Here is a 25,745-nt window from a genome sequence, read left to right on the forward strand (position 1 = left end):
TTCTTCGGGGGTCATGCCTATGGTTTAAGTAAGTATTGTGTTCTCCCCATACTACACTCATGAATCAGTATTTCTGCAAAAATGGGATGCTCCCTCTAAAACTTTGAAAAAACGCACTAGAGGATGAGGTCAACCAAAGAACGCTTGCCAACGCTAGCTTTTAGCTTTTGACACCAATGGACTTCTATTGCCTCCTACAAAAGGGCTATATTCCTTATGTCCATAACATCCTCTAACTCTGATACCATTTTCTGTAATTTCCTGCTTGCTAAAAAAATTAGTCGAATAGAAATTAAGTACTTAGATAAGGAAAAGTGAAATGGGACTTAGTGAGGGACTTTTGAACCCGACCAAAAAGACTATGCTTATAAATGATTGTTGCAACATGATAGAAGGACAGCTTGCATCCAAGTCAGGCATGAGCGGCATCGCTTTAAAAACTGCCTTCGCCGCCCTGAAGGGGATCAAACCAGGGTATATCCCCTACGTCGTTGAGCAGATCCTGCCGCAATGCTTCACAGCACTTGATCCCATCTGGAGTGAAGGCGTACAGAAAGGCAATCCAATTGAATACCTGAATGCGAATCGCTCGCAAACGGCAGATGCGCTACTGAGTGTCACCGATGCTAGGGTCAAGAACGCCAAGCGCCAAATCGTGCGGGGAACCTATGAAAAATTTCGCGGTTCAGCCAAAAAGCACGTAGAAGAAGCAGTGCCAGACTTAGCCAAAGTAATCGATAACTACACTAAGTCCTGAGCCAAAAGGGAAGAATCGCAACAAACGTATGCCACCGTTCGATGCGTCGGTGGCTGGCATACGGGGAAAAGATTACACTTGTAAGGCCAAGGTGTTTGTTCAGGGTCTTGGGTTATATATATATCTGCTAAATTTCCTGATATTTACCGAGTCAGCTTGAAAGAGCAAATAATCAGAAACTATCTGAATTATTGTTTGAATAAACTTTCAATTTATGAAAAAAGTTACTGTTTATCGATACCGCACTTATGGACTAATTGGGTTAATATCCTTAACCGCCGTATTAAGTACAAGTACACCTGCCCTAACACAGTTAGCAGACGATTCCCCAATTGGGCAAACTCCTATCCCTGCTTCTAACTTAATCTGGCCAACTCAAGGATTTATTTCTCAAGGCTTCCGCAAATATCAACATGAAGGAATTGATATTGCAGGGGCATCTGGAACTCCTATTGTTGCTGCTGCATCTGGTACAGTCATCAAAGCCGGTTGGGATAATTGGGGATTAGGCAATGCTATAACTATTAAACATCTTGACGGCAGTATCACTGTTTATGGTCACAATCGCCGTTTGTTGGTGAGCAAGGATCAACAGGTCATTCAAGGTCAAATTATTGCTGAGATGGGATCTACAGGCAATAGTACAGCGCCTCATCTGCACTTTGAAGTTCATCCAAATGGTCGAATAGCAGTTGACCCCCTTCGTCTTTTAACATCTTTAACTGCAAGTGTTGCTTCTGCTTCTAAAGTTCAGCAAGTAGATAACCAGAATCACCTAGTCTCAACACCCCCACTAGCAAAACAAGTTTCACTTTCACAGCCAATTCCAATAGGTTTTGCACCTGCTAGGACTGATGCTAAATGCAATGGAGTTACCATTATTGAGGGTGAGACTGCAAGTATTCGTGTAAAAGTCTGTGAAGAAAATGGTCAGTTATTTTATATTGGGCAGTTGAAACAAGACCCAAGTAAGCCTATAAAAATCGCAGCTTTAAATATTGGCGAAGGCAGATATCGAGCGGATAATGGTAGTTTTTATTATTTAGTCAGCCCTGAAAAAGTGGAAGTTTGGCGAAATGGAACTCAGATGCGTTCTGACAGGTTTTATAATTTAACAAAATCGCCATAATGTAATTTATAAGTGCCATATTTCGTACTAACGTCGTGCCAAACCTCAGTTTCAATCCCTAATAGAGATTTTAATTGATTGCAATAGTGGTGATACTTCTAATCCTGAACGTCCAAGTTGTTTCAATCCCTAATAGGGATTTTAATTGATTGCAATTTATCCCAAATACCATCAGCTTTAGATTTACCAGTTTCAATCCCTAATAGGGATTTTAATTGATTGCAATCTACAAAAACTCGCGCGATCGCGGTGAATATCCCTGTTTCAATCCCTAATAGGGATTTTAGTTGATTGCAATTTGTAACTCAGATTAATAAAGTAATTGACGCGGCAAGTTTCAATCCCTAATAGGGATTTTAGTTGATTGCAATTGATATACCTGTTAACGAAACTGACATTCCAGATAGTTTCAATCCCTAATAGGGATTTTAGTTGATTGCAATCCTCGTGTTGCTAAGATAAATGATAGTGTTACTTTGTTTCAATCCCTAATAGGGATTTTAGTTGATTGCAATTTAATTCCCACTTCCATCCTGCTAGTGCATACGGAATGTTTCAATCCCTAATAGGTATTTTAGTTGATTGCAATATTTAGTTGGATGCCACCTCAGCACGGTAAAAACGTTTCAATCCCTAATAGGGATTTTAGTTGATTGCAATTCAGCATATTGACTAGAAAAAGTACGTTTTTTGGTTTCAATCCCTAATAGGGATTTTAGTTGATTGCAATTTGTTTACTCCTATCTATTACAAACCTGGTTTTTGTTTCAATCCCTAATAGGGATTTTAGTTGATTGCAATTCCAAGTTCGGCCCGTTCCAGTCCACAGGAGAGAGTTTCAATCCCTAATAGGGATTTTAGTTGATTGCAATTTTTGAAGGTGGGCAATTGGGGTACAGAATCAAAAGTTTCAATCCCTAATAGGGATTTTAGTTGATTGCAATCGCCGGCGTGTGAAAGCCCTGTGTTATTTGGTTTTCAAGGTTCAATAGCGCGAATAGGAAAATCATAACATGAGGAGTGGCAATTGTGTTAAACGAAAATAGCTGAAAGCCATTCCACATAAGGTGCGCGGATGGTTTAAAGATTCTACAGCCGTCAAGTCCTTCCATACACGGGAATTCAGCCATTTTTGTAGTCACCTCTTCACCAACACCTACCCATTCGCGCACTGGGCAATAAAATTAGTCTGATTGCAAAGTAGTTGATTATCCATAAGCTTAGTACAGACTGTCTTTGATTTCTAGCGAAAACAATTGCCACCTATCAAACCTCTTGCATTAAATACTAGTTTTGGCGATCGCCCCCTTGGATTTCTAGCGAAAACAATTGCCACCTATCAAACCTCTGCGTTTCACTTTGTAACCTTCAATTCGTTATAAAACTTAAAATTTTTCCTTAGCAGCTAACATCTGTAAAATCTTTTCTACATGATCCAACTCTCCAACGATGCGCCGAATTGGGTGCGGCCAAACTTTGACAAGGGTAGGGGTTGCAGAAACCTGATTGAGTTCTGCTTGTTCTGGATGAGTTAAAACATCAATCACTTTCAAAGTATAAGGATGTCCAAGCGATCGCTCCAACAATTCGTGTAAATTTTGCAGAATGCGTTCGGTGGTACTGCTATGTCCAGCAACAAACAATCGCAGAACATAGCCTTGTGTGATGGCTTCCTTTTTTTGTACTATTACTGGTTGGTGATATTTTGGCACAGGTTCAGAAAGGTCTAAACGGACAATTAAATCGTGATCCTCCCAAAGCTGCGGGAATGAAGAACGATAAGTTGTTAATACCATGCGATCGCACAACCCCTCTTGCCAAGGAGCTGCTTGCCATACTAACTCCCCTGTGGCAAAAATGGCATTGAGCAAAGCTTGATGTCTAATTACAGCCGGATAAGCTTCAGCAAAAGTACGCACTTGCTGAGTACGTGGATCTAACCAGTGGTCAATAGTTGCAGTATAACAAGGCACTAAAAAGTGTGGTGGCTCTGGTAAATCTAGGATTTCTTGCAAAGCCGAACACAAATGCAAATGCCATCGACCTTGCTTGCTAGGGTCGATGCAGTAAATTAAATCTCCTCCAGGTGTAAATAGGGCAATGCCTTTAAACAACTGGGGTGTAGATAGTTTGTTTGTCGTTAAATTATTCACAGAGGTTACGAAGCTAAAAGTAAAAAATTCTCTCTTTTACCTTTTACCTTAGCTATAACCGCAACCAGGATGACAAAGATATTTGGGAGTAGGGAGTAGGGGTAAGGGGGAGAATAAAAAATTAGTTCTTTCCCCTCTGCTCCCTGCCCCTCTGTCTCTTCCCATGCCCAATGCCCAATCTTAAACTCTACCTCTGAGAAACTGTGCCATTTCGTTAGGAGTTGGTGACATTTCCAAAGCAGTCTCTTCAGTGATGCGACCGTCTTGATAGAGATTGAGCAACGACTGATTCATCGTAATCATGCCGTCAAAGCCAGCTTGTTTCATCAACTCGCCAATTTCATCATACTTACCGTCTTTGATCCATTCTTTAATAGCCTCAGTATTTATCAGTACATCGTGGAAAGCAGCCCGCTTCCCGTCAGTTGTACGGCACAAACCTTGGGCAATTACTGCTACCAAAGACTCAGAAATTGCCACCCGCATTGCATCTTGTTCGTCACCAGAGTAGAGATTGAGAATCCGCTCAATGGTTTTGACAGCGCTATTGGTGTGCAGGGTTCCCATAACTAAGTGACCAGTCTGAGCGGCTTTTAGGGCGGTGTTGACTGTTTCCTTATCCCGCATTTCCCCCACCAGAATCAAATCTGGATCTTCCCGCAAAGCTGCTTTCAAAGCATTGTCAAATTTCCGGGTATGCATTCCCACTTCCCGTTGTTTGACTAAAGACTTGCGGCTTTGATGGATAAATTCTATTGGGTCTTCAATGGTGATGATATGCTTGGCCATCTCCTTATTTATGTAGTCAACCATCGCCGCCATTGTGGTAGACTTACCAGAACCAGTGGGCCCAGTCACTAAAATTAAACCTTTGTGATGATGGCAAATATCCCGAAAAATTGGGGGTAATCTTAACTGTTCCATAGTCAAGATTTTTAGCGGAATCAACCGCAACACCATCGCAGGCCCTTTAAGGGAGCCAAAAACATTAATCCGCACGCGAGCAAAGTCATATTGAGTTGCGCCGTCAAATTCTAAGTGTTCTTCAAAGCGCTGAATTTCTACCTCACTCATCACCTCCCGTAACCAACTCATAAAACCTTCTTTATCTGTTTCTGGATAATCCGTTGGTTGAATTTCTCCTCGGCTACGGAAGCGGGGTACTTCACCTACACCCAAGTGCAAGTCAGAATATCCCTCATCGTAAGCTTCCCTGATTAACTTCTCTAAGGTGGGCGGCGCACTGCTGTTTTTAGGGAGAACTGAAGTAGGTATTGGTGGTGGACTAACCGGACGATGACCTGCAACAGGAACGTTAGTACTCCTATCCATTGACATATCCAATGTTTGTGTCATCTGCCTCTGTGTACTAAAGTTTGGCGGTGGTGGCGGCAGTGGTCGTTCGCTAACAGAGTTAAAATTTGATGGGGACTGTGATTCTGTCATATATCTTCACATTTGGCAGTTAAAAAGTTGAATTAACGAGAAGTCAAGTCACTTACTTCGATGACTTTTGGAGAGTGCTTGCACCCGAGCTTTAGTGGTGATGAAATGGATTGAACATAGTTCTAGAGTTTCAATCCATTTCATCCACCTCAATTTGTATCTTTTTTTTCCTGGAATTCCACTCGTCAGATTACTTAGATAAATTATTTAACCTATTTAACCTGGTTTAACACACGTAAGGACTCAAACTCCTTCAGGAAAAATACATAGATTGATTGGTTCTAAAGAATACTTATAACAAATCATAAATATTCTGAGCTTTTTAGATGAGAAATTTATCCCACGCATGGACACAAATTGCCAGCAATTAACTGCACAAACACTAGCAGATCATTTCTTCAGCCCATCGGTAAATTATGAGAACCAATACTAATTTTTATAAGAAATGTTAAGTAGAATAAGACTAATATATTGGGGATCAAGGTTAAAAGCTCATACCTTTTAGCTTATATATCTGAAGGCAGATGCATAAAACAAGTTGTTTGACATAGATATAAACGTTGATTTTTAATTCATAATTATAAAAAATTAACTGTAAACTTTAGTAAATAAATGCTCATTTTCCCAATTAGTTTTTATATACTGAATTTCAATGAGAGACAAATCAGTTTACTTGCGAAAAGCAAGATATGACTGAAAATTAAAATTCGTTGTGTATTTTTAGGAGGAAAAGTCATGGTTTCTGCTCAAAGCTCTAATCAAGGAAAGACCTACTCCTTGTTGATGATTAAAAGCTTTTTAATATGGACTTTTACATTAGCAGTATGTTTGTTGGTTGTCGGTTTTCCACTAGTTGTCTTAATGGCTACGGTGGGATGTCTGTTGTCGATTATTTTACAATCTGTGATGCCTGTTAGTGCTGTTTTACTTGTTGCAGGCGCTTTAATAATGTTTAATGTCATGGCAGTTGTATTGGCTGCGGGTGTACTAACTGTTAAAGGAGTTCATCCTAGCGAAATTAAATGGTTAAGCTGGTTGCATGGAGAGGCAGACCAAATGCAGGCTACTGTTTACGCTGCTTGCCCTTTAACTTGTGAGATTAAAATGTAGTCATTACAAGTGAATACGACAAACAGTGCGTCTGCCCGGTTAAGCCGGGTTTTTTCATGCTGTTTGTGATTTTACTTGTGAGATCAAGGTCTAGTCATTTATAGATAAATTCGATAAACAGTGCATCTACCCGATTAAGCCGGGTTTTTTTATGCTTATTGTGTGATTTACCCTTTTAAGGAAGTCGGCACAATAAAAACAAACTGTGTGAAGAAAAGTAAACAAGGCTCAAACCCTTTTTCTTCCTACTTTATTCCAACGATAATTATTTACGTTGACTTACTTGTATTTATAGTTTGTGTGATGATTGATCGCTAACTATTGACTATTGACCATAGACCATTGACTATAACCATTGGCAAATGACAGATGACTAATGACTAATGACTAATCAAAAACGTGTTTGCATTATTTTGGGTACTCGTCCAGAAGCTATTAAACTAGCTCCTGTGATTCAGGTTTTCCAAAAGTCTTCAAGTTTTGAGTCGCAAGTAATTCTAACTGGACAGCATCGAGAGATGGTTGAGCAAGTTATGCAGCTGTTTAATATTAAGGCAGATTATGACTTGGAAATTATGCAGGTTCAGCAATCTCTAAATGATATTACCTGCCGTAGTTTACAAGGGTTAGAAGCATTATTTAAGGATAAAAAACCAGATTTAGTGGTGGTGCAGGGAGACACTACCACGGCTTTTGCCGCAGCTTTGGCAGCTTTTTATCAAAAAATTCCTATCGGTCATGTAGAAGCAGGTTTAAGAACTGATGATATCTTCAATCCTTACCCAGAAGAAGCTAATCGACGGTTGATTTCTCAAATAACTCAGTTGCACTTTGCACCAACTCCTTGGGCTGTGGAAAATTTGCACCGTTCTGGTGTTTTGGGTGAAATTCACATGACGGGTAACACGGTAATTGATGCGCTGTTGAATGTAGCTGCAACCCAAGCAGTTTGTAATGTACCAGGCTTAGACTGGGATTCATACCGCGTTCTGTTGGCAACAGTTCATCGTCGGGAGAATTGGGGAGAACCCCTGTTAGCGATCGCTCAAGGCTTTTTACAAATCTTAGACAAGTTTCCTGATACAGCTTTGCTGCTACCATTACACCGCAATCCCACAGTGCGAGTTCCGTTACAAGAACTTTTAGGGAATCATCCGCGAATTTTCTTGACAGATCCTCTAGATTATGGGGAATTGGTGGGTGCAATTAGGCGATCGCATCTTTTACTCACTGACTCTGGTGGCTTGCAAGAAGAAGCCCCCAGTTTGGGAAAACCAGTATTAGTTTTAAGAGATACCACCGAAAGACCAGAGGCTGTTGCAGCAGGGACAGCCAAACTTGTAGGCACTACAAGTGAGAACATTTTTGCAAGTGCTGCTGAGTTACTTAGCGATCCAGATGCTTATGAAGCAATGGCAAATGCAATTAATCCCTTTGGGGATGGTCATGCAGCAGAGCGCATTTTGCAGATTGTACAAAATTACCTGGGTCTTTCATCAGAAACATCAACTTAGGAACTTAGAGTGAACAAAATGCAAAATTTCTGTTTTTCAGGATGCATAAAATCGGCAGAAAAGCCGATTTTTTATTAGCTTAAACAGCAAAAAGCGCCATATCTCAAGCGATAGTCGAGTGTGGGATGAATGATTTATCTCCATCCCACAAGAAAATAGTAGAATCAATTTATCAAAGTCAATTTTTTTAACGTAGACGCTGCATCGGCTTGCCGCAGGCTACCGCAGAGGCACAGAGAGAACAGAGGGAAGAATAAAAATGCTTAACTGAACCTTATTGTTTTAAAGGGGACTAAAAGCTTGGGGAAATGACCTCATCAAGAACTGTTCTATCCCCCTTGCTTCCTGCTCCCTTGCCTCTTTGTCCAAGGGTAACTTCTGGTTAAATACCCAAAGCTGCTCGTGTTTCTGGTCCCACCGTCCCATCTACAAGTAGACCTTTACTTGCCTGAAAACTTCGGACTCGGTTAACAGTTTCTCGACCGTAAATTCCATCAACTCTGAGATTACCTAAAGCTGTTTGAACGTCTCTTACAAGCTGACCTCTAGAACCAGGGGTAAGAATCACCGAACCACCAACACCACCAGGTCTAGTTACAGGAGTATTGTTAGGTCTATCACCAACCCATCGAGCAAAAACGTATCTACCTGTAGAAAGCCTAGCAAAACCGTTTTCATACCTTTCAATGACTGGAAGTGTTGCGCCATTTGGTACACAATCCACATAAGAGTAGTTAGTGCTTGGACCTGTACGGATACGCAAACAACTGCCGTTAGTCTTGACAAATGCAGCCGTACTAATTTGAATTTGGGCAGCAGCAATAAGTAATACACCAACACCAGCTAAAGCTAACCAAGCTGAAGATTTAAGAAGTTTTTTCCAATTGAATTTAGCTTTGGTAATTCCAAATGTCTCTTCTTTAGTAATAACTATGTCAGAAGATGTAAGAGGTTTTTTGCTATCTAATTGAGATTTAGACGAATTATATTTGGTGTTTCGAGATGCCTCTTCTTGAGCAATAAACATCTGAGAATAAGCAAGATATTCCATAATGCACCCCTTTATATGAAAAAATGAGTAAATACGAAGAACTATTTCAGTTGTCTCTGTATTTACTCTTAGTATATTTTATATCTCTGTATTGTCAAAAGGTTTTTGCTGGTAGCGCAATTAAGAAAAAATAAAATCAACGTGAGTTCGATAAACCTCTCCCTGCCTTCAACTAAATTTCAAAGCTGTCCCTCTCGCCCGTCGGCTACGGTATACACACAAGTCTTATCTGCAAGAGTTTCAAGACCCAATAAAATTGTCATTACGAGCGAGGCGAAGTAATCGCATAATCCTATAGTTTTTGCGATTGGTTGTCTGCAACACGCACTTGCGTTCGTCGTTTATCCTCTCTACGAGACGCACTCACGTTCGCAATGACCATAAACAATTGTCAATTCGCTTTTTCGCTCATTCGCAGTTAAATACAAGAAATCGTTTAATTGCGAATTGCGAATTGGAAATTGCGAATTGGTTTAACGAGCTTCCTGGAGCAATCCAACAGCCCAGACTAGAGGACTAAACCAAGCGTCAGGTGGAATTTCACGACTTATGTGTACACCGTAGCGTCCGTCGGAGAGGGTCGATTTTGCGTAAAAAAATCAGGGTGAGGCCTTTTTGATTGAGCTAAGTAAGCGGACACTATATAAGCCGCCGTCGAATTCACGTTGAAATCAGTTAAAAGATTCTTACAAAAATAAATAAAATTTAGTAGAAGCTTTCTTGCTTACTGGCTCCTTACTTATGCGTCCAAAGATGTCAAGCGTATTGTTCGAGTCTAGCTAAACTAGTAACCGTAGAAGCTAATTCGTCTAAATCTATCGGCTTGCAATGGTATATATCATAACCTGCTAATAATGCACGATTACGGTCTTCGTCGAAAGCAGATGCCGTCAGAGCAATAGCTGGAATCTTTCTCCCTCGTTTTGCTTCTATATTTCTGACCTTCCTCAGCAGTGAGCAGCCATTCTCATCAGGTAAATAAATGTCACTAATCAAGATGTCTGGTTTAAAAAATGACATTATTTCTAGAGCATCACCTGCCGAAGCAGCTGTAATAATCTCTGCTCCGTCTATTTCAAATAGAAAGGTAAGTAAGGTTCTCGTATCAGGGTCGTCATCGACAACGAGTAATCGCAGACCTTTAAAAGACATCGACTGATTAGACATTATTTTCACCGCCGTGCAGATGGAACACTTTGAGTAGTAAATGCAATGCATTAAATTCGCATATATTTATAAATGCCATTTGATGCATACTTTACTAAATCTTAATGGAACTAACTGGTAAGCGTCTGTCCGGTGTCAGACATAGTAAGGTAAAGTCATTCACTAGCGATGTCTACGACGGGCTACGCCTACGCGCCTTAGGAATAAGGATTTATTAACTTCCAGATTTCCTGCATAGAAGCATTTCAGTGCCATGCCCCCAGAAAAAAGTTATGGATCTAATTTAATCCTTATTCCTTAGCTGATTTCCCAGCAAGCGAGAATATTCATTTTGGATGACTCGATAACACTCGCAGGAAGTTGCTTCCAAATCTTCCCGGTTCAGAATGTTAATTTGACCACGCTAATAGCGAATCATTCCGGCTCGGCTGAGGCTGCTAGCCGCTACTGTCACACCGGAGCGCCGTACACCTAGCATCTGGGCAATAAATTCTTGGGTCAACGGAAATTCTTCTGATTCCAAACGGTCAGATACTGTCAGAAGCCAACGAGCCAGCCGTTCTTCTAGTGTATGAAGACGGTTGCAAGCACATGATTGTGTAAGTTCGGTATATATAGCTCGTAGATAGCGCAGCAGCAGGTTTTGAATAGCTCCGCCCCGTTTGAACTCGGTTCTCAGAATATCTGCATCCATCTGCATTCCAGCGCCCGCAACTTGGACAAACGCTTTTGTGGTTGTTGTGTTGCCTCCTAAAATTACTGGGATACCCACCATGCCTTCATGACTCACTATCCCAACTTCCACTGTCGATCCATCTTTCATACTAGTGACTATAGAAATCACTGCGTGTTGGGGAAAATAGACGTGTGTGATGGGTTCTGCTGGTTCGTAAAGGACTTGCCGAGTGGAAAGTGGAACTAACTTCAGGTGCGGAATAAGACGCTCATAATCACTGGTTGGCAAAGCCGCGAGTAACTTATTTACTTGCGGCTTAACAGGGTTGTCGCTCACTGAACATTAAATGAGAAATTTGCTCATAATATTCTAATTTAAGTTACTTTTGCGAGTCTGTTCGGTTTCGTACACCTAACTCAAAAAAATTTTCTGGCTCGGTTACTGGGCTTCATGCCCAGTAACCGAGCAAATTCATTTTGTATGACTTGATGACACTCGCAGGAAGTTGCTTCCAAATCCTCTCGGTTCAGGATGCTAATATGACCACGTTGGTAGCTGATCATTCCGGCTCGGCTCAGGGTACTAGCCGCTACTGTCACGCCGGAACGACGTACACCTAGCATCTGGGAGATAAATTCGTGCGTAAGTAGAAAATCTTCTGATTGCAGACGGTCAGAGACTGTCAGTAGCCAGCGAGCCAGCCGTTCTTCCAGTGTATGGAGACGGTTGCAGGCAGCTCCTTGCGCCAGTTCAGAGTATACAGCTTGTACATAGCGCAGCAACAGGCTTTGAATAGCTCCGCCCCGATTGAACTCGGCTTTAAGTACATCTGCATTGATTTGCATAGCAGCGCCCGCAACTTGGACAAACGATGTTGTGATTGTGGTGTTATCTCCTAAAATTACTGGGATACCCACCATACCTTCATTACTTACTATCCCAACTTCCGCCGTTGAGCCATCTTCCATAGTGGTGACTATAGAAACCACTGACTTATCAGGAAAATAGACCTGTGTAATGGGTTCGCCTGCTACGTAAAGGATTTGCTGAACTGGGAGCGGAACTAGCTTTAAATGGGGGACAAGACGTTCATAATCACTGGCTGGCAAAGCTGCAAGCAGCTTATTTGGTGGTTGCTGAAAAAGGCTTTTATCTAATGACATTAGAAGTCACTCTCTTTAAAGTAGGTGACTCTAGAAAAGCCAACTCAGGGCACAAGGAAAGGATTTAAGGTTCTGATCCTAATGTCGAAAGGTGTATTCGCTAAAGAAACACGAGGACAATCTCAAAAATATTAAATAAACACACTTGCTAGAGTCTGTACGGTTTCGTACATAGCAGAGCCAAAAAAATTATTTTGGCCGTTTATTGGGCAATAAGCCCAATAAACGGCCATATTCATCTTCTATAATCTGATAACATTCGCAGGAGGTTTTTTCTAAAGCCTCCCGATTCAGGATGTTAATCTGACCACGGTGGTAGGTGATGATTCCGGCTTGGCTCAGGATGTTAGCTGCTTCGGTGACACCAGCACGACGTACACCCAGCATTTGCGAGATAAATTCTTGCGTGAGTGGAAATTCTTCTGATTCCAGACGATCAGAAACTGTTAGCAGCCACCGAGCCAGCCGCCTTTCTAGCTTATGAAGACGGTTGCACGCAGTTCCTTGTGCAATTTGAGTATACATACCTTGCACGTAGCGCAGCAACACGCTCTGAAGGGCTGTACCCCGATTGAACTCGCTTCTGAGTATATCCGCATCCATCTGCATAGCACTGTCTGGAATCTGCACTAATGCTGTTGTAGTTGTGATGTTGTCTCCTAAAATTACTGGGATACCCACCATGCCTTCATTGCTTATTAAACCAGCTTCTACAGTCGAGCCATCCTCCATAGTGGTGATTATAGAAACGACTGCTTTATTAGGAAAATACACCTGTGCGATCGCTTCGCCTGCTTCGTGAAGTATTTGCCGATTTGAGAGCGAAACTAGCTTCAGGTGGGGAACAAGACGCTCATAATCACTGGCTGGCAAAGCTGCCAGCAAATGATTTGCTGGTTGCTCAAGGGCATTTATATTTAATGACATTGGGATTCTCCTGAATGTAGCCGTCTTTAGAAAAAGCAACTCGCGGCATAAGGAGAAAAATCAAAAATCTGATCCTATATGTCAAAAAGTGTATTTCCTAAAAATGTTTTAATAAAAGATTAGTTTTTTATTATTATATATAATATAACATAATTAAATTAGTGATTTACAGTAGCAAATAAATCCTGATTTAAATCAACAAAATTGGTATAGCCTGCTAAAGCATCTATCATCTATCTAAAGGTTGAGAGCAAAATAATAGAAATTGCATAGCAAAATAGCCCGCCTCAGAATGAATTCTGAGTCTAATAGCGAAAGTCGTCTAAAGACGACTGGGAAAAGGTTATAGTCAGTTTTAATGAGGCTCCTGATAGACATTCCTAGGGGGAGCATAGGAAGGAATTACGTTAGCGTTCGCGTTCGCGTAGCTTCTCATAGAGAGGAACGAGCGTCATTACGAATTACTAATTACGACTTTACCAAAGTGAGCCGCACTTTTGAGGTAATGATAAGCTTTTTGTGCTTCAGTGAAAGGGAACACTCGATCAATAATCGGTTTGATTTGATGCTGTTGCATCGCCTGATTCATCGCCTCAAACATTTCCCGACTGCCAACATAAATTCCCTGAACTGTTAAACTTTTAAAAAGTATTGGCATAGGGTCAATTTCATTTCCTCTACCTGATAATACGCCAATCAAGCTAATACGTCCTCCAATACGGACTGCTTGTAGTGATTTTGGCAGAGTACCTGCACCGCCTACCTCAACTACATGATCTACACCTGTACGATTGGTTAATTGGTAAACTTGCTTTTCCCAATCTGGTGTTGTTTTGTAATTGATTGTTTCGTCAGCACCAAGCTGTTTAGCTTGTGCCAATTTCTCATCACTACTAGAAGTAATAATCGCTCTAGCACCGTGTATCTTGGCGAACTGGAGAGCAAAAATCGAAACTCCCCCCGTACCGAGTAATAAAATACTATCACCTGCGCGAATATTACCTTTTGTCACCAGTCCATGCCAAGCTGTGACTGCTGCACAGGCTAAGGTTGCGCCTTCAATGTATGATAAATGGTCAGGTAATATTATCAAACCATCTTGGTTTAATACGACATACTCAGCCAGCATTCCATCGATACCACCTCCTAAATCGGATTTCATTTTCTCTTTGGTTAAAGAGCCATAAATCCAGTCTTGGAAGAAAATACCAGCGACCCGATCGCCTATTTTAACCCGTGTCACACCTTCCCCTACCGCCACGACTTCCCCCGCACCGTCAGACAGGGGAATTAAGGGATATTTCTGTCCAGAACCATAAGCTCCTTCAATGACAAGCAGATCGCGGTAATTTAGGGATGTTGCTTTGACTTGAATGAGAACTTGTCCCGCAGTTGGTTTTGGTTCAGGGCGATCGACTAATACGAGGGCATCAATTCCGGCGTTGCTTTGAATTTCGTAAGCTTTCAATTGGCGGACTCCTTTTGCCAAAAATTATATACAGGGCTATTTCATTCTCATCTAGCCCGCCTCAGAATAAATTCTGAGACTAATAGCAAAAGTCGTCTAAAGACGACTAAGAAAGGCTTTTAGTCCACTAAAGTGGACTTAAGCTATTAGCCCGGAACTTTAGTTCTGGGCGGTTTATATTTAGAACGAAATAGCCCTACTCTAAGTTGATAGTCATTTCACCTTATGAGTTTGGTTGCTGATCGGGAAACATACACTTATCGGAGTCACAACCACTAGGGCCAGCCTCTGCCATTTCGCCTAAATCATAACGGCTTAAGACTGCACAGAAATCATCTGTTTTACGCCGTGTTTTCACTTCTTGATTTAAGCGATTGTAAGTTGGTTTATCTATTGGTTCAAATGGCAAACGTGGGAATGATTGCAAATCGTCAAAACGAGCTAAAAGAGCAGCTGAAATATATCCTTCATCATTTTGGATAGTTTCGTAGATGCGCTCTGCTAAAGGTTCGATTTCATCAGAGCGAAGTTCTAAAGTTGCTGATGTGTTGTGAGTCACATAGCAACGTTGAACCTGGAGGACAAAATCAAATTGAGCTAAGACTGAGAACTTAGAAACATCAATTTCATCAGCACCTGGTAAATCAGCCCAAGATACAGAAACAGGAATTTCTACTAACCATTCACTCACCCGTGAATCAAAGGGATCGTTCAGCAAATTGCCCTGTTCATCTTTATCTGATTGAGAGGGAATGACGTTGTAACCGTAGTCAATACAAGCTAAGGCTACTGGGTCATTTTTGCCGAAGGTGATGCGGCGAATAAATCTTTGCGCTTTCGGGGGATGCCATCCTGAACTAGCATTAGTTAATAATGCTTTAGTGCCACTGGGCTGGACTGTGGTACAACGATTTGGACGCTTGAAATTGTGGCGATCGCAATAATCCCAAACTACCCGATGTACAATATCTTTCCAATAACTTAGATATTTTTCTTCCTCACGCTTGAAAGCTAATCCTTGTGGAGTTGCAGGTCTTCCGGCTTCCCACCAGCGCAGCCAATCAACACCAAAAGCATGGACAAAGAAATCAAATAAACCTGTAAAAGAAACTCCCACAATCGGGTCTAATTCCCGACTGTATTGATAACGTGGTTCCAGGAATTTGTGATTTAAAAGTGCTGCTACAGATAGTGCCCCAGCAGTGAAAGCTTCCTCCTGTTCTTTGTAGTTATGTGGATCGATTTGATTGAGGTGAACCTCAGACAAATTGCAGTGGAAATTACTACCGATGATTTCCTTTCTTTGTTACCCTAAAGGCTTTTTATCCCCTAGTTCTACTGCTTAATTATTTGCAGTAGCTCCGCGTACCTTTTGCAGATGTGACTTCAGATAATAAAAGTGTTTTTCACATCCACCCCCGCACTCTTGGAGAGATTATATTCTAGACAACAATTTTGGATGTAATCTAGTTTCACTCTCTACGCTGTACGGTGTCAAAAGCTTTTTAGTTCCTTTGATTACCACGGGATTAGCATCTCAGCCTTCCCCGTTTTTGCGAGGTTTTTAACGTGAGGCAAAATCACTTACCACACGGATTTAGCCCATAACGGGCCAAACGATGTTCTAGCTCATTAGCATCAAGATTGGAATGGTGTTCCTGTAACCACTGTTTTGCTGTTCCTTGTTCGTAAGCTTGCAAAAAGTTAACTTTTAGAGCTTGTGTTGGCAGCAAATCAATGTTCGATCGCGCCACGGCTTCACCAGCCCATTGAATCGCTCCTTCGCCACTATAATATTGTTTGCGAACAGCATTCAGACATTCTTCTAAGGTTGGCTTGCGGTGAAAAACTCTAGTGTGGTTTGCCATCCTGAGTGCATCACGCTCTGGATCAATTCGCCAGTTGCCACTTTCATCTTGCTGCCATAAATTATCTTTGGCGGAGGCTCCTTGTTGATCGCCAGAATCAAACTGACGCATCCCCGCGCTTCTTCGGATGTTTCCGGCAACAATTGTTACAGCAGCTTGGTCAATTAACAGACAGCATTCAACTGAATTTAATTGCCGTCCTATAGCTTTACTCAGGATGGAAGCACAACGCTGATAAAGTCCGGGCAACTTAACCGGATTAGCAACTCCTCCAAAGCCGTTGAGAGTTTCTCCTGCTTTTCGGACATCACTGATATCAACTAATACTTCAACTTTTGTTGAAAATCGTTCATCAGTGGAGAGTTCTAATAGGGCTTGATATGATTCAACCCAACCCTCACGGCTATCTCCAACGTGAATAGTGACGTTATTGCCTTCTATATGAGTTTCAGTATATTCACGCCGTAATTGCACAGGAGTGCTGCCAATTTCGCCTTGTACAGTCACATTCAGTTGATTACGGATGGGAGGCAACTGGTTAATAAATTCTGCTTCTATGACGGCTCCAGTACCACAGCCCATCATTGCCAAATCCATCATTAATCCGAAGGCGCTCCAGTCTTCGAGATTGGTGGAGGTGCAATTATAAGCCCCGGAAAAATTCTTTGGCTTGGTTATCCAATCTGTACCACCAACCCATAGCCAGCGCCCACTGGGCATAGCTTTCAAGTTGCGCTGCATCTTATCCAGTATGGCAGCTTCTTCTTGAGTGAGCTTTCCCAACTCCACTAAGCCGAGTAGAGTGCGATCGCATACTTCATCCCATGTTTCCCTTAGTCCTGCCTTTGTGCGGCGGCTATAGGTTCTAAAAAATACGGGATTAGCAGCCGGTGCAGTTTCGGGAAACTTTGCACTCTGGCGTTTTCTTTCAAGTTCTCGAACCATATACTAAGTGTCTTGCGTTCTTGTTGCGTGCGGACAGATTATGACTATACGCCAAGTAGTTTGAGTATTAAAGATTGTCAAATTGTCCACTTTACGCTAGCTATAGGCCGTAGTATTTGCAACAAAAATTTATGATGTATAATGTTCTTCACCCTTGAGTAGCATCTACAATTAAAGTTTTAATTAGCACATAAATGTTATAAGTAAAATCTCTTTATACCGATTCTTATTTAATTACTTAGCGGAGGCATAAAGTTTGCTTAAAATTATGCAGGTAGAGACTGAGGAACATAAATCTCATATACACGAACTGTTTTGGGAATATTTTAACGAGACTAAGTTGATATTCAGCCATCAGTTTGGCATCAATTTAGATGTGAATAGATTCTTTGAACAATATATGACTCAACTTCAGGAATTTATACCGCCTTCAGGACGCTTGCTTTTGGGACAATACGAGGCAAAAATAGCAGGCTGCGCTTGCTTGCGAAAGATTGGTGAAGATGTTGGCGAAATTAAAAGGATGTATGTAAGACCAGAATTTCGCAAAAAAGGAATCGGTAGAGCATTATTAGAAACTATCATTAATGAAGCTTCTAATATTGGTTACTCAAAGATTCGTTTAGACAGCACCCCTTTTGCAAAGGAAGCACATACACTTTATCGTGTATGTGGCTTTCAGGATATAGAGCCGTATTTAGAAAAAACAGAGATTCCTTTAGAATATCGAGCAAGCTGGGTTTTTATGGAATTGGTTTTAAAATGATCAATATCCGTTGTGAAACTCTGTCAGACTACACAGTAATAGCTGAGGTGAATACATTAGCCTTTGGGCAGTACAACTAATAAAAGTAGGGTTAGAAATAGCAGAGGAAAACAAAGAAGCCATAGTGATTGCAATACTGCGTAGGTTTTGCCCAAAAAAGCACTCCGGGGTTTGATGGAGTGTAACTCGCGCACAGATTCAGGGATGAGGTAGATGAACAGGAAATTAGCCGAACGCTGCGTGTAGCTTACTTCGGTATAGGGGTACGCACAGCGTCTCGTAGAAAGCGTCATTACGAATTAGTTAAACACTCTGGCTTGATGCTTTCTTGGCAATAGTTTTTAAGCGAGTCGCTCTGCTTTTACGGAGACTCTCACTTCTGCGAACTCCACCAGCCATCTCATATTCGCGGCTGTCTTTGCCGTATTTAAAAGCAATCCCTGTGAGCATTTTCTCTGAGAAAGCGCCCAAAGTTTGTTCTAACTCTTCAAGTTCTAATTTGGAAGAGTCAATCATGCTGAGAATAGTGTTGTGCCCCTCTAACTTGGTACGTACCTGTTCAAGTAATTGTGTCAGGTTTGTTAAGTTATAAGCATCCCCAAGATCCAGATTGGGATTTATTGCTTTGAGTCCAGCGAATCTTAACTCAGCATTTTCTAAAACGCGAGATGTGCGTTTTCTTTGAGACATAGATTTACTTCCTTGTGAGGTTTCTAAAATTACTATGCCCTACTGGAACTAAATTTTGGTTCAGCAAAATCCACAAATAATTATTGTATTTTGTAGCAGAATTTTTCATTACGCCAAAATAGGTATATTTTTATACTTTTAAGATGGTACATTATCGTGCAGTGCAACGCACCCTACTACAGAACAAGCTGTAGTTACTAAAACTTGTTTGTTTGTAACTTCAGAACAAGCTGTAGTTACTAAAACTTGTTTGTTTGTAACTCCAGAACAAGCTGTAGTTACTAAAACTTGTTCGTTAGTAACTCCAGAACAAGCTGTAGTTACTAAAACTTGTTAAGTGATAAGTTTAGAACAAGCTGTATTAACTACAGCTTCTAGTTTACTTATCATTTAAATACTATTTATAATTAATGATTAAGCTGATTTAATACAGCTTTAGTTTTACTTATTAGATAATGAGCATTTGTAACTACAGCTTCAGCACTTATTAGTACAGCTTAAGTTTTATTGATTACAGATGCTAGTTTACTTATCATTTGTCTTTGTCGTGGTCTGGGTCTTCTTGTTTTGCTTTTTGTTGTTGGTTAAATTCTGTTGCTAAGGGACTTCCAAGAAATAAATTATTCCAAGAAACGAACCACAGAGACAAGGCAGCGCGGTCTTGGGGGTTTCCCCCATGAGCGACTGCCGCGCAGAGAACGCAGAGAGAAGAAATAGAGAGAGTTTTTGCCTCAGTTTTGGAACATTTTTTTATTTGGAAGTCCCTAATTTCAGGTAATAAAAATACTCGTAATTTTACTGCATAACGAGACGCTTATACCGTTTATTTGTGAAGCTGCATATATTTACCCCCGGCTACGCCGTCCCCCCGATGTTTTGGGGGGACTAATTATGTGCATCTTCATACAGAATTGGTATTATGCGTATTGATTTAGAATCTGGCGTTTATTAATTCTGGATTCTAAATTAGGAATTTTTACTAGACTATTGGTGCTGAAACTACACCCTTTACCTCTAACGCAGCCGCAACCCGTAAAATTAACGCTTCATTATATGGTGCTGCTATCAATTGCACACCTAAAGGTAAAGTATTTGGGCGCTGAATTGGTACTGATAAAACTGGTAAACCAATAAAAGATAATGGTTGAGTAAATAGCCCTAAATGAGGACGGACAAGAATTTCTTCCCCATCCAAAATCATGGTTTGTTGACCAATTAGCGGTGCGGAAATTGGTGTAGTTGGGGCGAGAATCACATCCACATTTTGAAAGACTTCCCGCACGCGATCGCGGTACCATTTTCTAAAGCGTTGGGCTTGCAGATACCAGCTACTAGGAATTAACGCCCCAGCTAAAAAGCGATCGCGTGTCGCTGAATCAAAATCTTGAGGACGACTTTGCAATTTATCCAAATGCAGATTTGCGCCCTCGCTAGCTGTAATCACAAAAGCTGCCGCACGGGCGCGGTGTGCTTCTGGTATGGTTACATATTCAGTAATATTTAATGCATCAGCTACTTTTTGGACTGCTGCTAAAGCTTCCAGTTCTGCGCCTTTGGTGAAATAATCAGCAGCGATCGCAATTCTGATATCAGAGATATCTTGATTGAGTTGTGGTAAAACCAATTCAGGCGGACGCTTAGTACAAATTGGATCGCGATCGTCTTCTCCCTGAAGCACATCAAACACCGTAGCGATATCCTGCACCGAACGCGCAAAAGGTCCAATGTGGTCAAAACTGCTAGAAAATAAAGCTACCCCAGCACGAGATAAGCGTCCATAAGTCGGCTTGAAACCAAAAACACCACACAACGCCGCCGGAACGCGAATTGAACCATTAGTATCAGAACCCAGCGTCAGCGGTACTAACCCAGCAGCAACCGCCGCCGCCGAACCACCCGATGAACCACCAGCAACTCGCTGTAAATCATGGGGGTTGTGAGTAGCACCGTAATGGGAATTTTCTGTGACAAACCCATAAGCGTACTCATCCATATTCAAAGCGCCAATCAACACAGCACCCGCTTGTTTCAACTTCGCTACTGCGGTTGCATCTTGAGTAGCTGCTGGGTTTTCTGCATTGATTTTCGATCCCGCCAGAGTCGTTAAACCAGCAATATCAAAGAGATTTTTCACCGCAAAAGGTACACCCGCAAGGGTTCCAGAATTATTACCTTGGGCAATTTCCCTGTCAATGCGGGCTGCATCTGTTAAAGCTGTCTCAGCAGTTATAGTCGTAAAACAGTTGAATAGATGATTCCGCGTTGCGATTCGTGCTAACGCAGCCTTAGTAACTTCCACCGCGCTAACTTTGCCTTCACGCACAGCAGCAGCTATTGATACAGCATCATTCATGGTTCAAAAACTGGTGCAGCTTCAATATCCTCCGTTAGAGGAAAAGAATTTACCAGATTAGCGATCGCACTAATTCTCTCAAAATTTTCCACCACACCATCATGATACTCATCCCTTAGCTGCAAATCCAACAACAACGCCATTTGATCAACATATTCACCCACATTAAAACCTTCCATCTCTTCTTTGCGTCCTTGGCGTCTTGGCGGTTCGTTATACCAATTCAGTTAATGATTGCAACATATCCATTTGTCGCATTCTTTTTTCAAATTGGTATTATTCTAAACTTATAACCTCTTTCGGCAACACAAAAAATCCATCCTCTCCCGCCTCAAAACCAACCACTGAAACACAGCATTAATATTTAACTCACCATAAATATGAGGAAATAAATTATCTATAGGACTATGATTTGATTTCTGAAAAAATCTAAGTAGTAAGTAGGGTGTGTTATGGCGTAGCCTAACGCACCTAACCTTTGGGCGGTGCGTTAGCCTTTGGCGTAACGCACCCTACGTATATTTCAATAATCAAATATGAGTCCTATACCTCCGCAGTTTCATAACGAATTTCAGCTTTAACTCGATCCGAATCAATGCAAAGAATTACCAAACCCTTTTGATTGACAAAAAAACGATTCGCCACCCAGATAACTTGTGCTGCTGTCGAACAGTGGATAAATCCTTCCGAGTCTAACGTATCACCCCGATAGGTTCCGAGGATTTTTGCTTGTTCCCATTGTTCGCTTTTGGTGATATGTAAAATAGTGTTCATGGTAATTAATTAACAAATGCGATTAATTTTATACAGTAAACCCGGCTGTCATTTATGTGAAGGCTTGCAAGAAAAGCTAGAACAAATCCAAAATCTCAGTTTCGAGTTGGAAATTAGGGATATTACGACTCGTGAAGATTGGTTTGGTGCATATCAGTATGAAGTGCCGATACTTTATTTATCGAACCGCAGAGGCGCAGAGGGCGCAGAGGGAGAAATTATAGAAGCACCATTGCCGCGTCCTTCTCCTCGTGCTAGTGTGCAGCAGTTGGAGCAAATGTTGCGTAAGTATTTAGCCAATTAGAAAAAAATAATGCAGAATAAGCGCAAGCTCAAGAAGGTGACGAGGCTCACAAAATGAAATTGCGGGAATTACTAACGGCGGTAGACAGTGTTGAACAATTGTCTAGCCATCCGATGAAGGATGTGGAAGTTAAGGGTTTGAAGACGAATTCCCATGCTTGTCGTGTGGGAGATTTGTTTATTGGGATGCCAGGAACGCGGGTTGATGGTGGGGAATTTTGGCAAAGTGCGATCGCATCGGGGGCTGTAGCTGCGATCGTTTCTCCCGAAGCTGCACAAAAAAATCCTCCTACAAATGAGGCTGTGGTCATTAGTGCAAGTAACATAACTCAAGCTTGTGCCCAGATAGCCAGTGCTTTTTATGGTTATCCAGGGCAAAAACTCAAGTTGGTGGGTGTGACTGGTACAAATGGCAAAACGACAACTACTCATCTAATTGAATTTCTGCTCATTAAAGCTAATCTAGCTACAGCTTTAATGGGAACTCTTTACACTCGTTGGGCAGGTTTTGAGCAAACTGCTGCCCACACTACACCCTTTGCGGTGGAACTGCAACAGCAGTTAGCAGAGGCTGTAAAGGCTGGTAGTGAGTTCGGTGTGATGGAAGTAAGTTCTCACGCTCTGGCTCAAGGTAGAGTGTTGGGTTGTGAATTTGAGGTGGCAGTGTTCAGTAATCTTACCCAAGACCATCTCGATTATCACACCGATATGGAAGATTACTTTGCCGCCAAAGCTTTGTTGTTTAGCTCTGATTATCTCAAGGGACGGGCAATAATTAATGCTGATGATTCTTACGGTAAGCGGTTAATTGCCTCATTAGATTCTGAGCGCGTTTGGAGTTACAGTGTAAACGACAACAGCGCCGATTTATGGATGAGTGATTTAAGTTACCAGCCCAATGGTGTCAGTGGTACATTGCATACACCAAAAGGTGATGTAGCTTTTCAATCGCCCCTAGTCGGACAATATAATTTAGAAAATCTTCTCGCAGCCGTAGGAGCAGTTTTACACTTAGGGCTAGATTTGCAATTAATAGCGTCTGTGATACCTGAGTTTCCTGGAGTTCCCGGACGGATGGAACGGGTACAAATTGATGCTAACCAAGATATTAGCGTGATTGTAGATTATGCCCACACACCAGATAGCTTGGAGAATTTATTGAAAGCTGCACGTCCGTTTATACCTGGCAAGGTGATTTGTGTGTTTGGTTGTGGAGGCGATCGCGATCGCACTAAGCGCCCAAAAATGGGTAAAATTGCTGCTGAGTTAGCTGATGTTGCAGTAGTGACATCGGATAACCCCCGGACTGAAGACCCAGAACGGATTTTGCAAGATATTTTAGCGGGAATTGCTGATACTGTACAACCAACTGTAATTTGCGATCGGGCTACTGCAATTCGTACCGCTATTTTACAAGCACAACCCGGTGATGGAGTGTTACTTGCTGGTAAAGGTCACGAAGACTACCAAATTCTCGGCACCGAAAAAATTCATTTTGACGACCGAGAACACGCACGCGACGCTTTGCACCAAAGACTGAACATACAACCTTAATTTGGGCATGGGGCATTGGGCATTAGGCATGGAGAGAAGGAGAAGGGAAAAACTTGTTGCAAGTTCTCACCTTTTGTCACCTTTTCCCCCTGCCTCCTTTGTCTCCATTACTCCCCACTTTCCACTCCCTTGTAGATGTAGTTTTTTATAGTTAATGTTTATTTCGGTATGATTTTTGTAAAAAATGCACACATAAAGGTGAAAATCGAAAACAGAGTTATTTCTTGCTTCATTCAAGTTGTGCTTGACTCATGAATGTTTCTCTGGCTAAGGATCTGTCTGTTTATCAACTAGTTATGGGAGTGCAAGCGCCTCCTAAACCATTGTCCCTCAGTCCTGCTACTCTGCTATCACTGGTGAGAGCGCAAATTGACTTACTAATTGAGCAGCAAATTGCAGCCACTTTATGGGTGAAGTTACCACCGGAAAAAATTTGGCAATCAGAACTAGCGCGTTATCAATCCTCGGTAGATGCATCTAGTCTCATTTATACTTGCCAGATTGACGAGAGTGCGAGGAAAAATGGGAAAGCAGGGGAAGATGAGGGAGCAGGGGAAGCGGGGGAAGAAAATACCCCTTTATCTTCCTCATCTCCCTCATCTTCCTCATCCCCCTCCTTATCTCATCATGTCCCCGTTCACCTATCACCAGATAGCCAAATGCGACGGGAAAACTTTCTGATGGTGTTATCGCCCCAGTTTTGCAGTTTAATTTTGGCTCATCGACCACTGAAAAAACATAAAAATAAGACATCGGGGAAGGTAAATACTAATAAAAACCAGCCGTTGCTGATTATAAACACTCTTGAGGGAAGAGTAATTCAGCAAGTATTAGATGGTATTGAACAAGCAATTACGCCAGAATCATCCCCAATTCCTGTTGATTTTACTTGTCCAACTGCGCCCCAAGGCGCACTGATGAATCAACTGTTTGCAAAACAACTCCTGCGACAAGATGAAATTAATCGTCAAATCATCGCAGTCCGAACTACCAAGTTGCAGCAGCAAAATCAAGAACTACAAAACAAAGAGCAACTTAAAGATGAATACTTAAAAAATGTGTGTCAGGAATTGCGTACACCCTTGACGCACATGAAGACAGCACTTTCATTATTGAATTCCCCTAATCTTAAACCCTCCCAGCGACAACGTTATTTACAGATGTTAAATACCCAGTGCGATCAGCAAAATTCCCTGATTACTGGTTTGTTGGAACTGGTGCAGCTGGAACGTAATTTAGAGGGAACAGCTTTAGAGTCGGTGCGGCTCTCAGATATTGTACCTGGAGTAGTTAGTACCTACCAACCTCTAGCCCAAGAAAAAGGGATTATGCTAGCCTACACCGTACCCACTGAACTTCCACCTATTTGGTGTGTGAGTGGTGGGCTGAGGCAGATTGTGATTAATCTGTTGCATAACAGCATTAAGTATACTCCTAATGGGGGTGAAGTATGGGTGCGTGCCCGAATTCAAGGCGATTATGTCCAATTAGAATTCCGCGACACAGGTATCGGTATTGGCGAAAGCGAGATTTCCAAAATCTTTGACCGATTTTATCGTGTGCGTACAGCAGCAAATGAAGATTATGGTGGTGCTGGGTTGGGGTTAACAATTGTACAGCAATTGCTGGTGCGCTCTGGCGGTTCTATTTCTGTGAAAAGTAAATTATATGAAGGTTCCACATTTACAGTACAACTGCCAAGCGTTGGCGATACCCCGAAAGCGATCGCAATAGAAAATGAGTGATGAGTTACAACTATCCCCTGAGTTAACTTTATGGTGCTATAGCAATCCTATTTGAGTTATAAAAATTTTAGTCATTAGTCATTACTACTAATGACTAATAACTAGATTTATCCACGGAAATTCAAGAAAATTAGCGTAGGCGTAGCCCGCCGCAGGCATCGCACAAGCGTGCCGGAAAGACTTGCG

Annotated in this window: 20 protein-coding genes, 3 pseudogenes and 1 CRISPR repeat array; of the genes and pseudogenes, 9 read left to right on the forward strand and 14 right to left on the reverse strand. The window is 41.7% G+C overall.

Annotated features, from left to right (window positions below; genetic code table 11):
• The first annotated feature begins 319 nt into the window (after positions 1-319).
• Entirely contained in the window at positions 320-757 is a 438-nt protein-coding gene (locus V7K25_RS09500; protein WP_335157259.1) for a DUF6918 family protein, read from the forward strand.
• 214 nt (positions 758-971) lie between these two features.
• Positions 972-1,886, forward strand: coding sequence for a M23 family metallopeptidase (locus V7K25_RS09505; RefSeq protein ID WP_335157261.1), 915 nt, complete (start codon positions 972-974; stop codon positions 1,884-1,886).
• Between the two features lie 48 nt (positions 1,887-1,934).
• A CRISPR array of direct repeats spans positions 1,935-2,831; the repeat unit is 38 nt; unit sequence GTTTCAATCCCTAATAGGGATTTTAGTTGATTGCAATT.
• Positions 2,832-3,271: 440 nt separating this feature from the next.
• Here the strand turns inward: V7K25_RS09505 and V7K25_RS09510 are convergent.
• Together V7K25_RS09510 and V7K25_RS09515 are read right to left on the reverse strand one after the other, a co-directional pair.
• Positions 3,272-4,039, reverse strand: a complete 768-nt coding sequence (locus V7K25_RS09510) for a circadian clock KaiB family protein (RefSeq protein WP_109006847.1) — start codon at positions 4,037-4,039, stop codon at positions 3,272-3,274.
• A 180-nt stretch (positions 4,040-4,219) separates the two neighbouring features.
• Positions 4,220-5,485, reverse strand: coding sequence for a type IV pilus twitching motility protein PilT (locus V7K25_RS09515; RefSeq protein WP_335157264.1), 1,266 nt, complete (start codon positions 5,483-5,485; stop codon positions 4,220-4,222).
• Between the two features lie 735 nt (positions 5,486-6,220).
• On the opposite strand from V7K25_RS09515, the gene V7K25_RS09520 reads away from it, so the two are divergent.
• Positions 6,221-6,595 carry a hypothetical protein gene (locus V7K25_RS09520; protein WP_335157266.1) on the forward strand — a complete coding sequence of 125 codons (375 nt, stop codon included), beginning with the start codon at positions 6,221-6,223 and terminating at the stop codon, positions 6,593-6,595.
• Between the two features lie 383 nt (positions 6,596-6,978).
• Positions 6,979-8,109 (forward strand): non-hydrolyzing UDP-N-acetylglucosamine 2-epimerase, encoded by a 1,131-nt coding sequence (wecB, locus tag V7K25_RS09525; RefSeq protein ID WP_335157268.1) that lies wholly within the window; start codon positions 6,979-6,981, stop codon positions 8,107-8,109.
• 382 nt (positions 8,110-8,491) lie between these two features.
• On the opposite strand, the gene V7K25_RS09530 is transcribed toward wecB, so the two are convergent.
• From V7K25_RS09530 to nrdJ (V7K25_RS09565), 8 genes and pseudogenes are all read right to left on the reverse strand, one after another.
• A complete protein-coding gene (locus V7K25_RS09530) occupies positions 8,492-9,160 on the reverse strand; it encodes a peptidoglycan-binding protein (protein WP_335157270.1) in 669 nt (222 codons plus the stop codon).
• Positions 9,161-9,916: 756 nt separating this feature from the next.
• Entirely contained in the window at positions 9,917-10,327 is a 411-nt protein-coding gene (locus V7K25_RS09535; RefSeq protein WP_335157272.1) for a response regulator, read from the reverse strand.
• 283 nt (positions 10,328-10,610) lie between these two features.
• A pseudogene (locus tag V7K25_RS09540) lies at positions 10,611-11,339 on the reverse strand (Crp/Fnr family transcriptional regulator).
• Between the two features lie 80 nt (positions 11,340-11,419).
• Positions 11,420-12,166, reverse strand: a complete 747-nt coding sequence (locus V7K25_RS09545; RefSeq protein ID WP_335157274.1) for a Crp/Fnr family transcriptional regulator — start codon at positions 12,164-12,166, stop codon at positions 11,420-11,422.
• A gap of 189 nt (positions 12,167-12,355) precedes the next feature.
• The gene (locus V7K25_RS09550) at positions 12,356-13,093 is read right to left on the reverse strand and encodes a Crp/Fnr family transcriptional regulator (RefSeq protein ID WP_335157276.1); all 738 of its coding nucleotides are present in this window, start codon (positions 13,091-13,093) and stop codon (positions 12,356-12,358) included.
• A gap of 454 nt (positions 13,094-13,547) precedes the next feature.
• A complete protein-coding gene (locus tag V7K25_RS09555) occupies positions 13,548-14,561 on the reverse strand; it encodes a zinc-dependent alcohol dehydrogenase family protein (RefSeq protein ID WP_335157344.1) in 1,014 nt (337 codons plus the stop codon).
• A gap of 223 nt (positions 14,562-14,784) precedes the next feature.
• Positions 14,785-15,858 (reverse strand): annotated as a pseudogene (nrdJ, locus tag V7K25_RS09560) (ribonucleoside-triphosphate reductase, adenosylcobalamin-dependent); the annotation flags it as partial.
• 286 nt (positions 15,859-16,144) lie between these two features.
• Positions 16,145-17,374, reverse strand: a pseudogene (gene nrdJ, locus V7K25_RS09565) (ribonucleoside-triphosphate reductase, adenosylcobalamin-dependent); the annotation flags it as partial.
• Positions 17,375-17,630: 256 nt separating this feature from the next.
• Here nrdJ (V7K25_RS09565) and V7K25_RS09570 point away from each other — a divergent pair.
• Positions 17,631-18,140 (forward strand): GNAT family N-acetyltransferase, encoded by a 510-nt coding sequence (locus tag V7K25_RS09570; protein WP_335157278.1) that lies wholly within the window; start codon positions 17,631-17,633, stop codon positions 18,138-18,140.
• 303 nt (positions 18,141-18,443) lie between these two features.
• Here the strand turns inward: V7K25_RS09570 and V7K25_RS09575 are convergent, their stop codons facing one another.
• On the reverse strand, positions 18,444-18,830 hold the full coding sequence (locus V7K25_RS09575) for a hypothetical protein (protein WP_100900943.1): 387 nt from the start codon (positions 18,828-18,830) through the stop codon (positions 18,444-18,446).
• 208 nt (positions 18,831-19,038) lie between these two features.
• Between V7K25_RS09575 and V7K25_RS09580 the strand changes: the two genes are divergently transcribed.
• The gene (locus V7K25_RS09580) at positions 19,039-19,167 is read left to right on the forward strand and encodes a hypothetical protein (RefSeq protein ID WP_335157280.1); all 129 of its coding nucleotides are present in this window, start codon (positions 19,039-19,041) and stop codon (positions 19,165-19,167) included.
• A 642-nt stretch (positions 19,168-19,809) separates the two neighbouring features.
• Here the strand turns inward: V7K25_RS09580 and V7K25_RS09585 are convergent.
• The 3 genes from V7K25_RS09585 to V7K25_RS09595 form a co-directional block, all read right to left on the reverse strand.
• Positions 19,810-21,183, reverse strand: coding sequence for an AtzE family amidohydrolase (locus tag V7K25_RS09585; protein ID WP_335157282.1), 1,374 nt, complete (start codon positions 21,181-21,183; stop codon positions 19,810-19,812).
• On the reverse strand, positions 21,180-21,362 hold the full coding sequence (locus V7K25_RS09590) for a DUF4089 domain-containing protein (RefSeq protein ID WP_335157284.1): 183 nt from the start codon (positions 21,360-21,362) through the stop codon (positions 21,180-21,182). Before V7K25_RS09590 ends, V7K25_RS09585 begins: the two co-directional genes overlap by 4 nt.
• A 364-nt stretch (positions 21,363-21,726) precedes the next feature.
• Positions 21,727-21,957: a DUF952 domain-containing protein gene (locus V7K25_RS09595; protein WP_335157286.1), complete on the reverse strand. Its 231-nt coding sequence runs from the start codon at positions 21,955-21,957 to the stop codon at positions 21,727-21,729.
• Positions 21,958-21,973: 16 nt separating this feature from the next.
• On the opposite strand from V7K25_RS09595, the gene V7K25_RS09600 reads away from it, so the two are divergent.
• The 3 genes from V7K25_RS09600 to V7K25_RS09610 all read left to right on the forward strand — a co-directional run bounded on the left by V7K25_RS09600 (position 21,974) and on the right by V7K25_RS09610 (position 25,559).
• Entirely contained in the window at positions 21,974-22,261 is a 288-nt protein-coding gene (locus V7K25_RS09600) for a glutaredoxin family protein (RefSeq protein WP_335157288.1), read from the forward strand.
• Positions 22,262-22,314: 53 nt separating this feature from the next.
• Positions 22,315-23,814, forward strand: coding sequence for a UDP-N-acetylmuramoyl-L-alanyl-D-glutamate--2,6-diaminopimelate ligase (locus tag V7K25_RS09605; RefSeq protein WP_335157290.1), 1,500 nt, complete (start codon positions 22,315-22,317; stop codon positions 23,812-23,814).
• A gap of 251 nt (positions 23,815-24,065) precedes the next feature.
• Positions 24,066-25,559 (forward strand): DICT sensory domain-containing protein, encoded by a 1,494-nt coding sequence (locus V7K25_RS09610; RefSeq protein ID WP_335157292.1) that lies wholly within the window; start codon positions 24,066-24,068, stop codon positions 25,557-25,559.
• The last annotated feature ends 186 nt before the right edge of the window (positions 25,560-25,745 follow it).

The organism is Nostoc sp., assembly GCF_036919495.1.
GTDB lineage: Bacteria > Cyanobacteriota > Cyanobacteriia > Cyanobacteriales > Nostocaceae > Nostoc.

Excerpts from the sequence above, each read along its gene's own strand:
- V7K25_RS09500 (WP_335157259.1), top strand. The coding sequence starts at position 320 with ATGGGACTTAGTGAGGGACTTTTGAACCCGACCAAAAAGACTATGCTT.
- V7K25_RS09505 (WP_335157261.1), top strand. The coding sequence starts at position 972 with ATGAAAAAAGTTACTGTTTATCGATACCGCACTTATGGACTAATTGGG.
- V7K25_RS09515 (WP_335157264.1), bottom strand. The coding sequence starts at position 5,485 with ATGACAGAATCACAGTCCCCATCAAATTTTAACTCTGTTAGCGAACGA.
- V7K25_RS09520 (WP_335157266.1), top strand. The coding sequence starts at position 6,221 with ATGGTTTCTGCTCAAAGCTCTAATCAAGGAAAGACCTACTCCTTGTTG.
- wecB (WP_335157268.1), top strand. The coding sequence starts at position 6,979 with ATGACTAATCAAAAACGTGTTTGCATTATTTTGGGTACTCGTCCAGAA.
- V7K25_RS09530 (WP_335157270.1), bottom strand. The coding sequence starts at position 9,160 with ATGGAATATCTTGCTTATTCTCAGATGTTTATTGCTCAAGAAGAGGCA.
- V7K25_RS09535 (WP_335157272.1), bottom strand. The coding sequence starts at position 10,327 with ATGTCTAATCAGTCGATGTCTTTTAAAGGTCTGCGATTACTCGTTGTC.
- V7K25_RS09545 (WP_335157274.1), bottom strand. The coding sequence starts at position 12,166 with ATGTCATTAGATAAAAGCCTTTTTCAGCAACCACCAAATAAGCTGCTT.
- V7K25_RS09550 (WP_335157276.1), bottom strand. The coding sequence starts at position 13,093 with ATGTCATTAAATATAAATGCCCTTGAGCAACCAGCAAATCATTTGCTG.
- V7K25_RS09575 (WP_100900943.1), bottom strand. The coding sequence starts at position 18,830 with ATGTCTCAAAGAAAACGCACATCTCGCGTTTTAGAAAATGCTGAGTTA.
- V7K25_RS09585 (WP_335157282.1), bottom strand. The coding sequence starts at position 21,183 with ATGAATGATGCTGTATCAATAGCTGCTGCTGTGCGTGAAGGCAAAGTT.
- V7K25_RS09590 (WP_335157284.1), bottom strand. The coding sequence starts at position 21,362 with ATGGAAGGTTTTAATGTGGGTGAATATGTTGATCAAATGGCGTTGTTG.
- V7K25_RS09595 (WP_335157286.1), bottom strand. The coding sequence starts at position 21,957 with ATGAACACTATTTTACATATCACCAAAAGCGAACAATGGGAACAAGCA.
- V7K25_RS09600 (WP_335157288.1), top strand. The coding sequence starts at position 21,974 with ATGCGATTAATTTTATACAGTAAACCCGGCTGTCATTTATGTGAAGGC.
- V7K25_RS09605 (WP_335157290.1), top strand. The coding sequence starts at position 22,315 with ATGAAATTGCGGGAATTACTAACGGCGGTAGACAGTGTTGAACAATTG.
- V7K25_RS09610 (WP_335157292.1), top strand. The coding sequence starts at position 24,066 with ATGAATGTTTCTCTGGCTAAGGATCTGTCTGTTTATCAACTAGTTATG.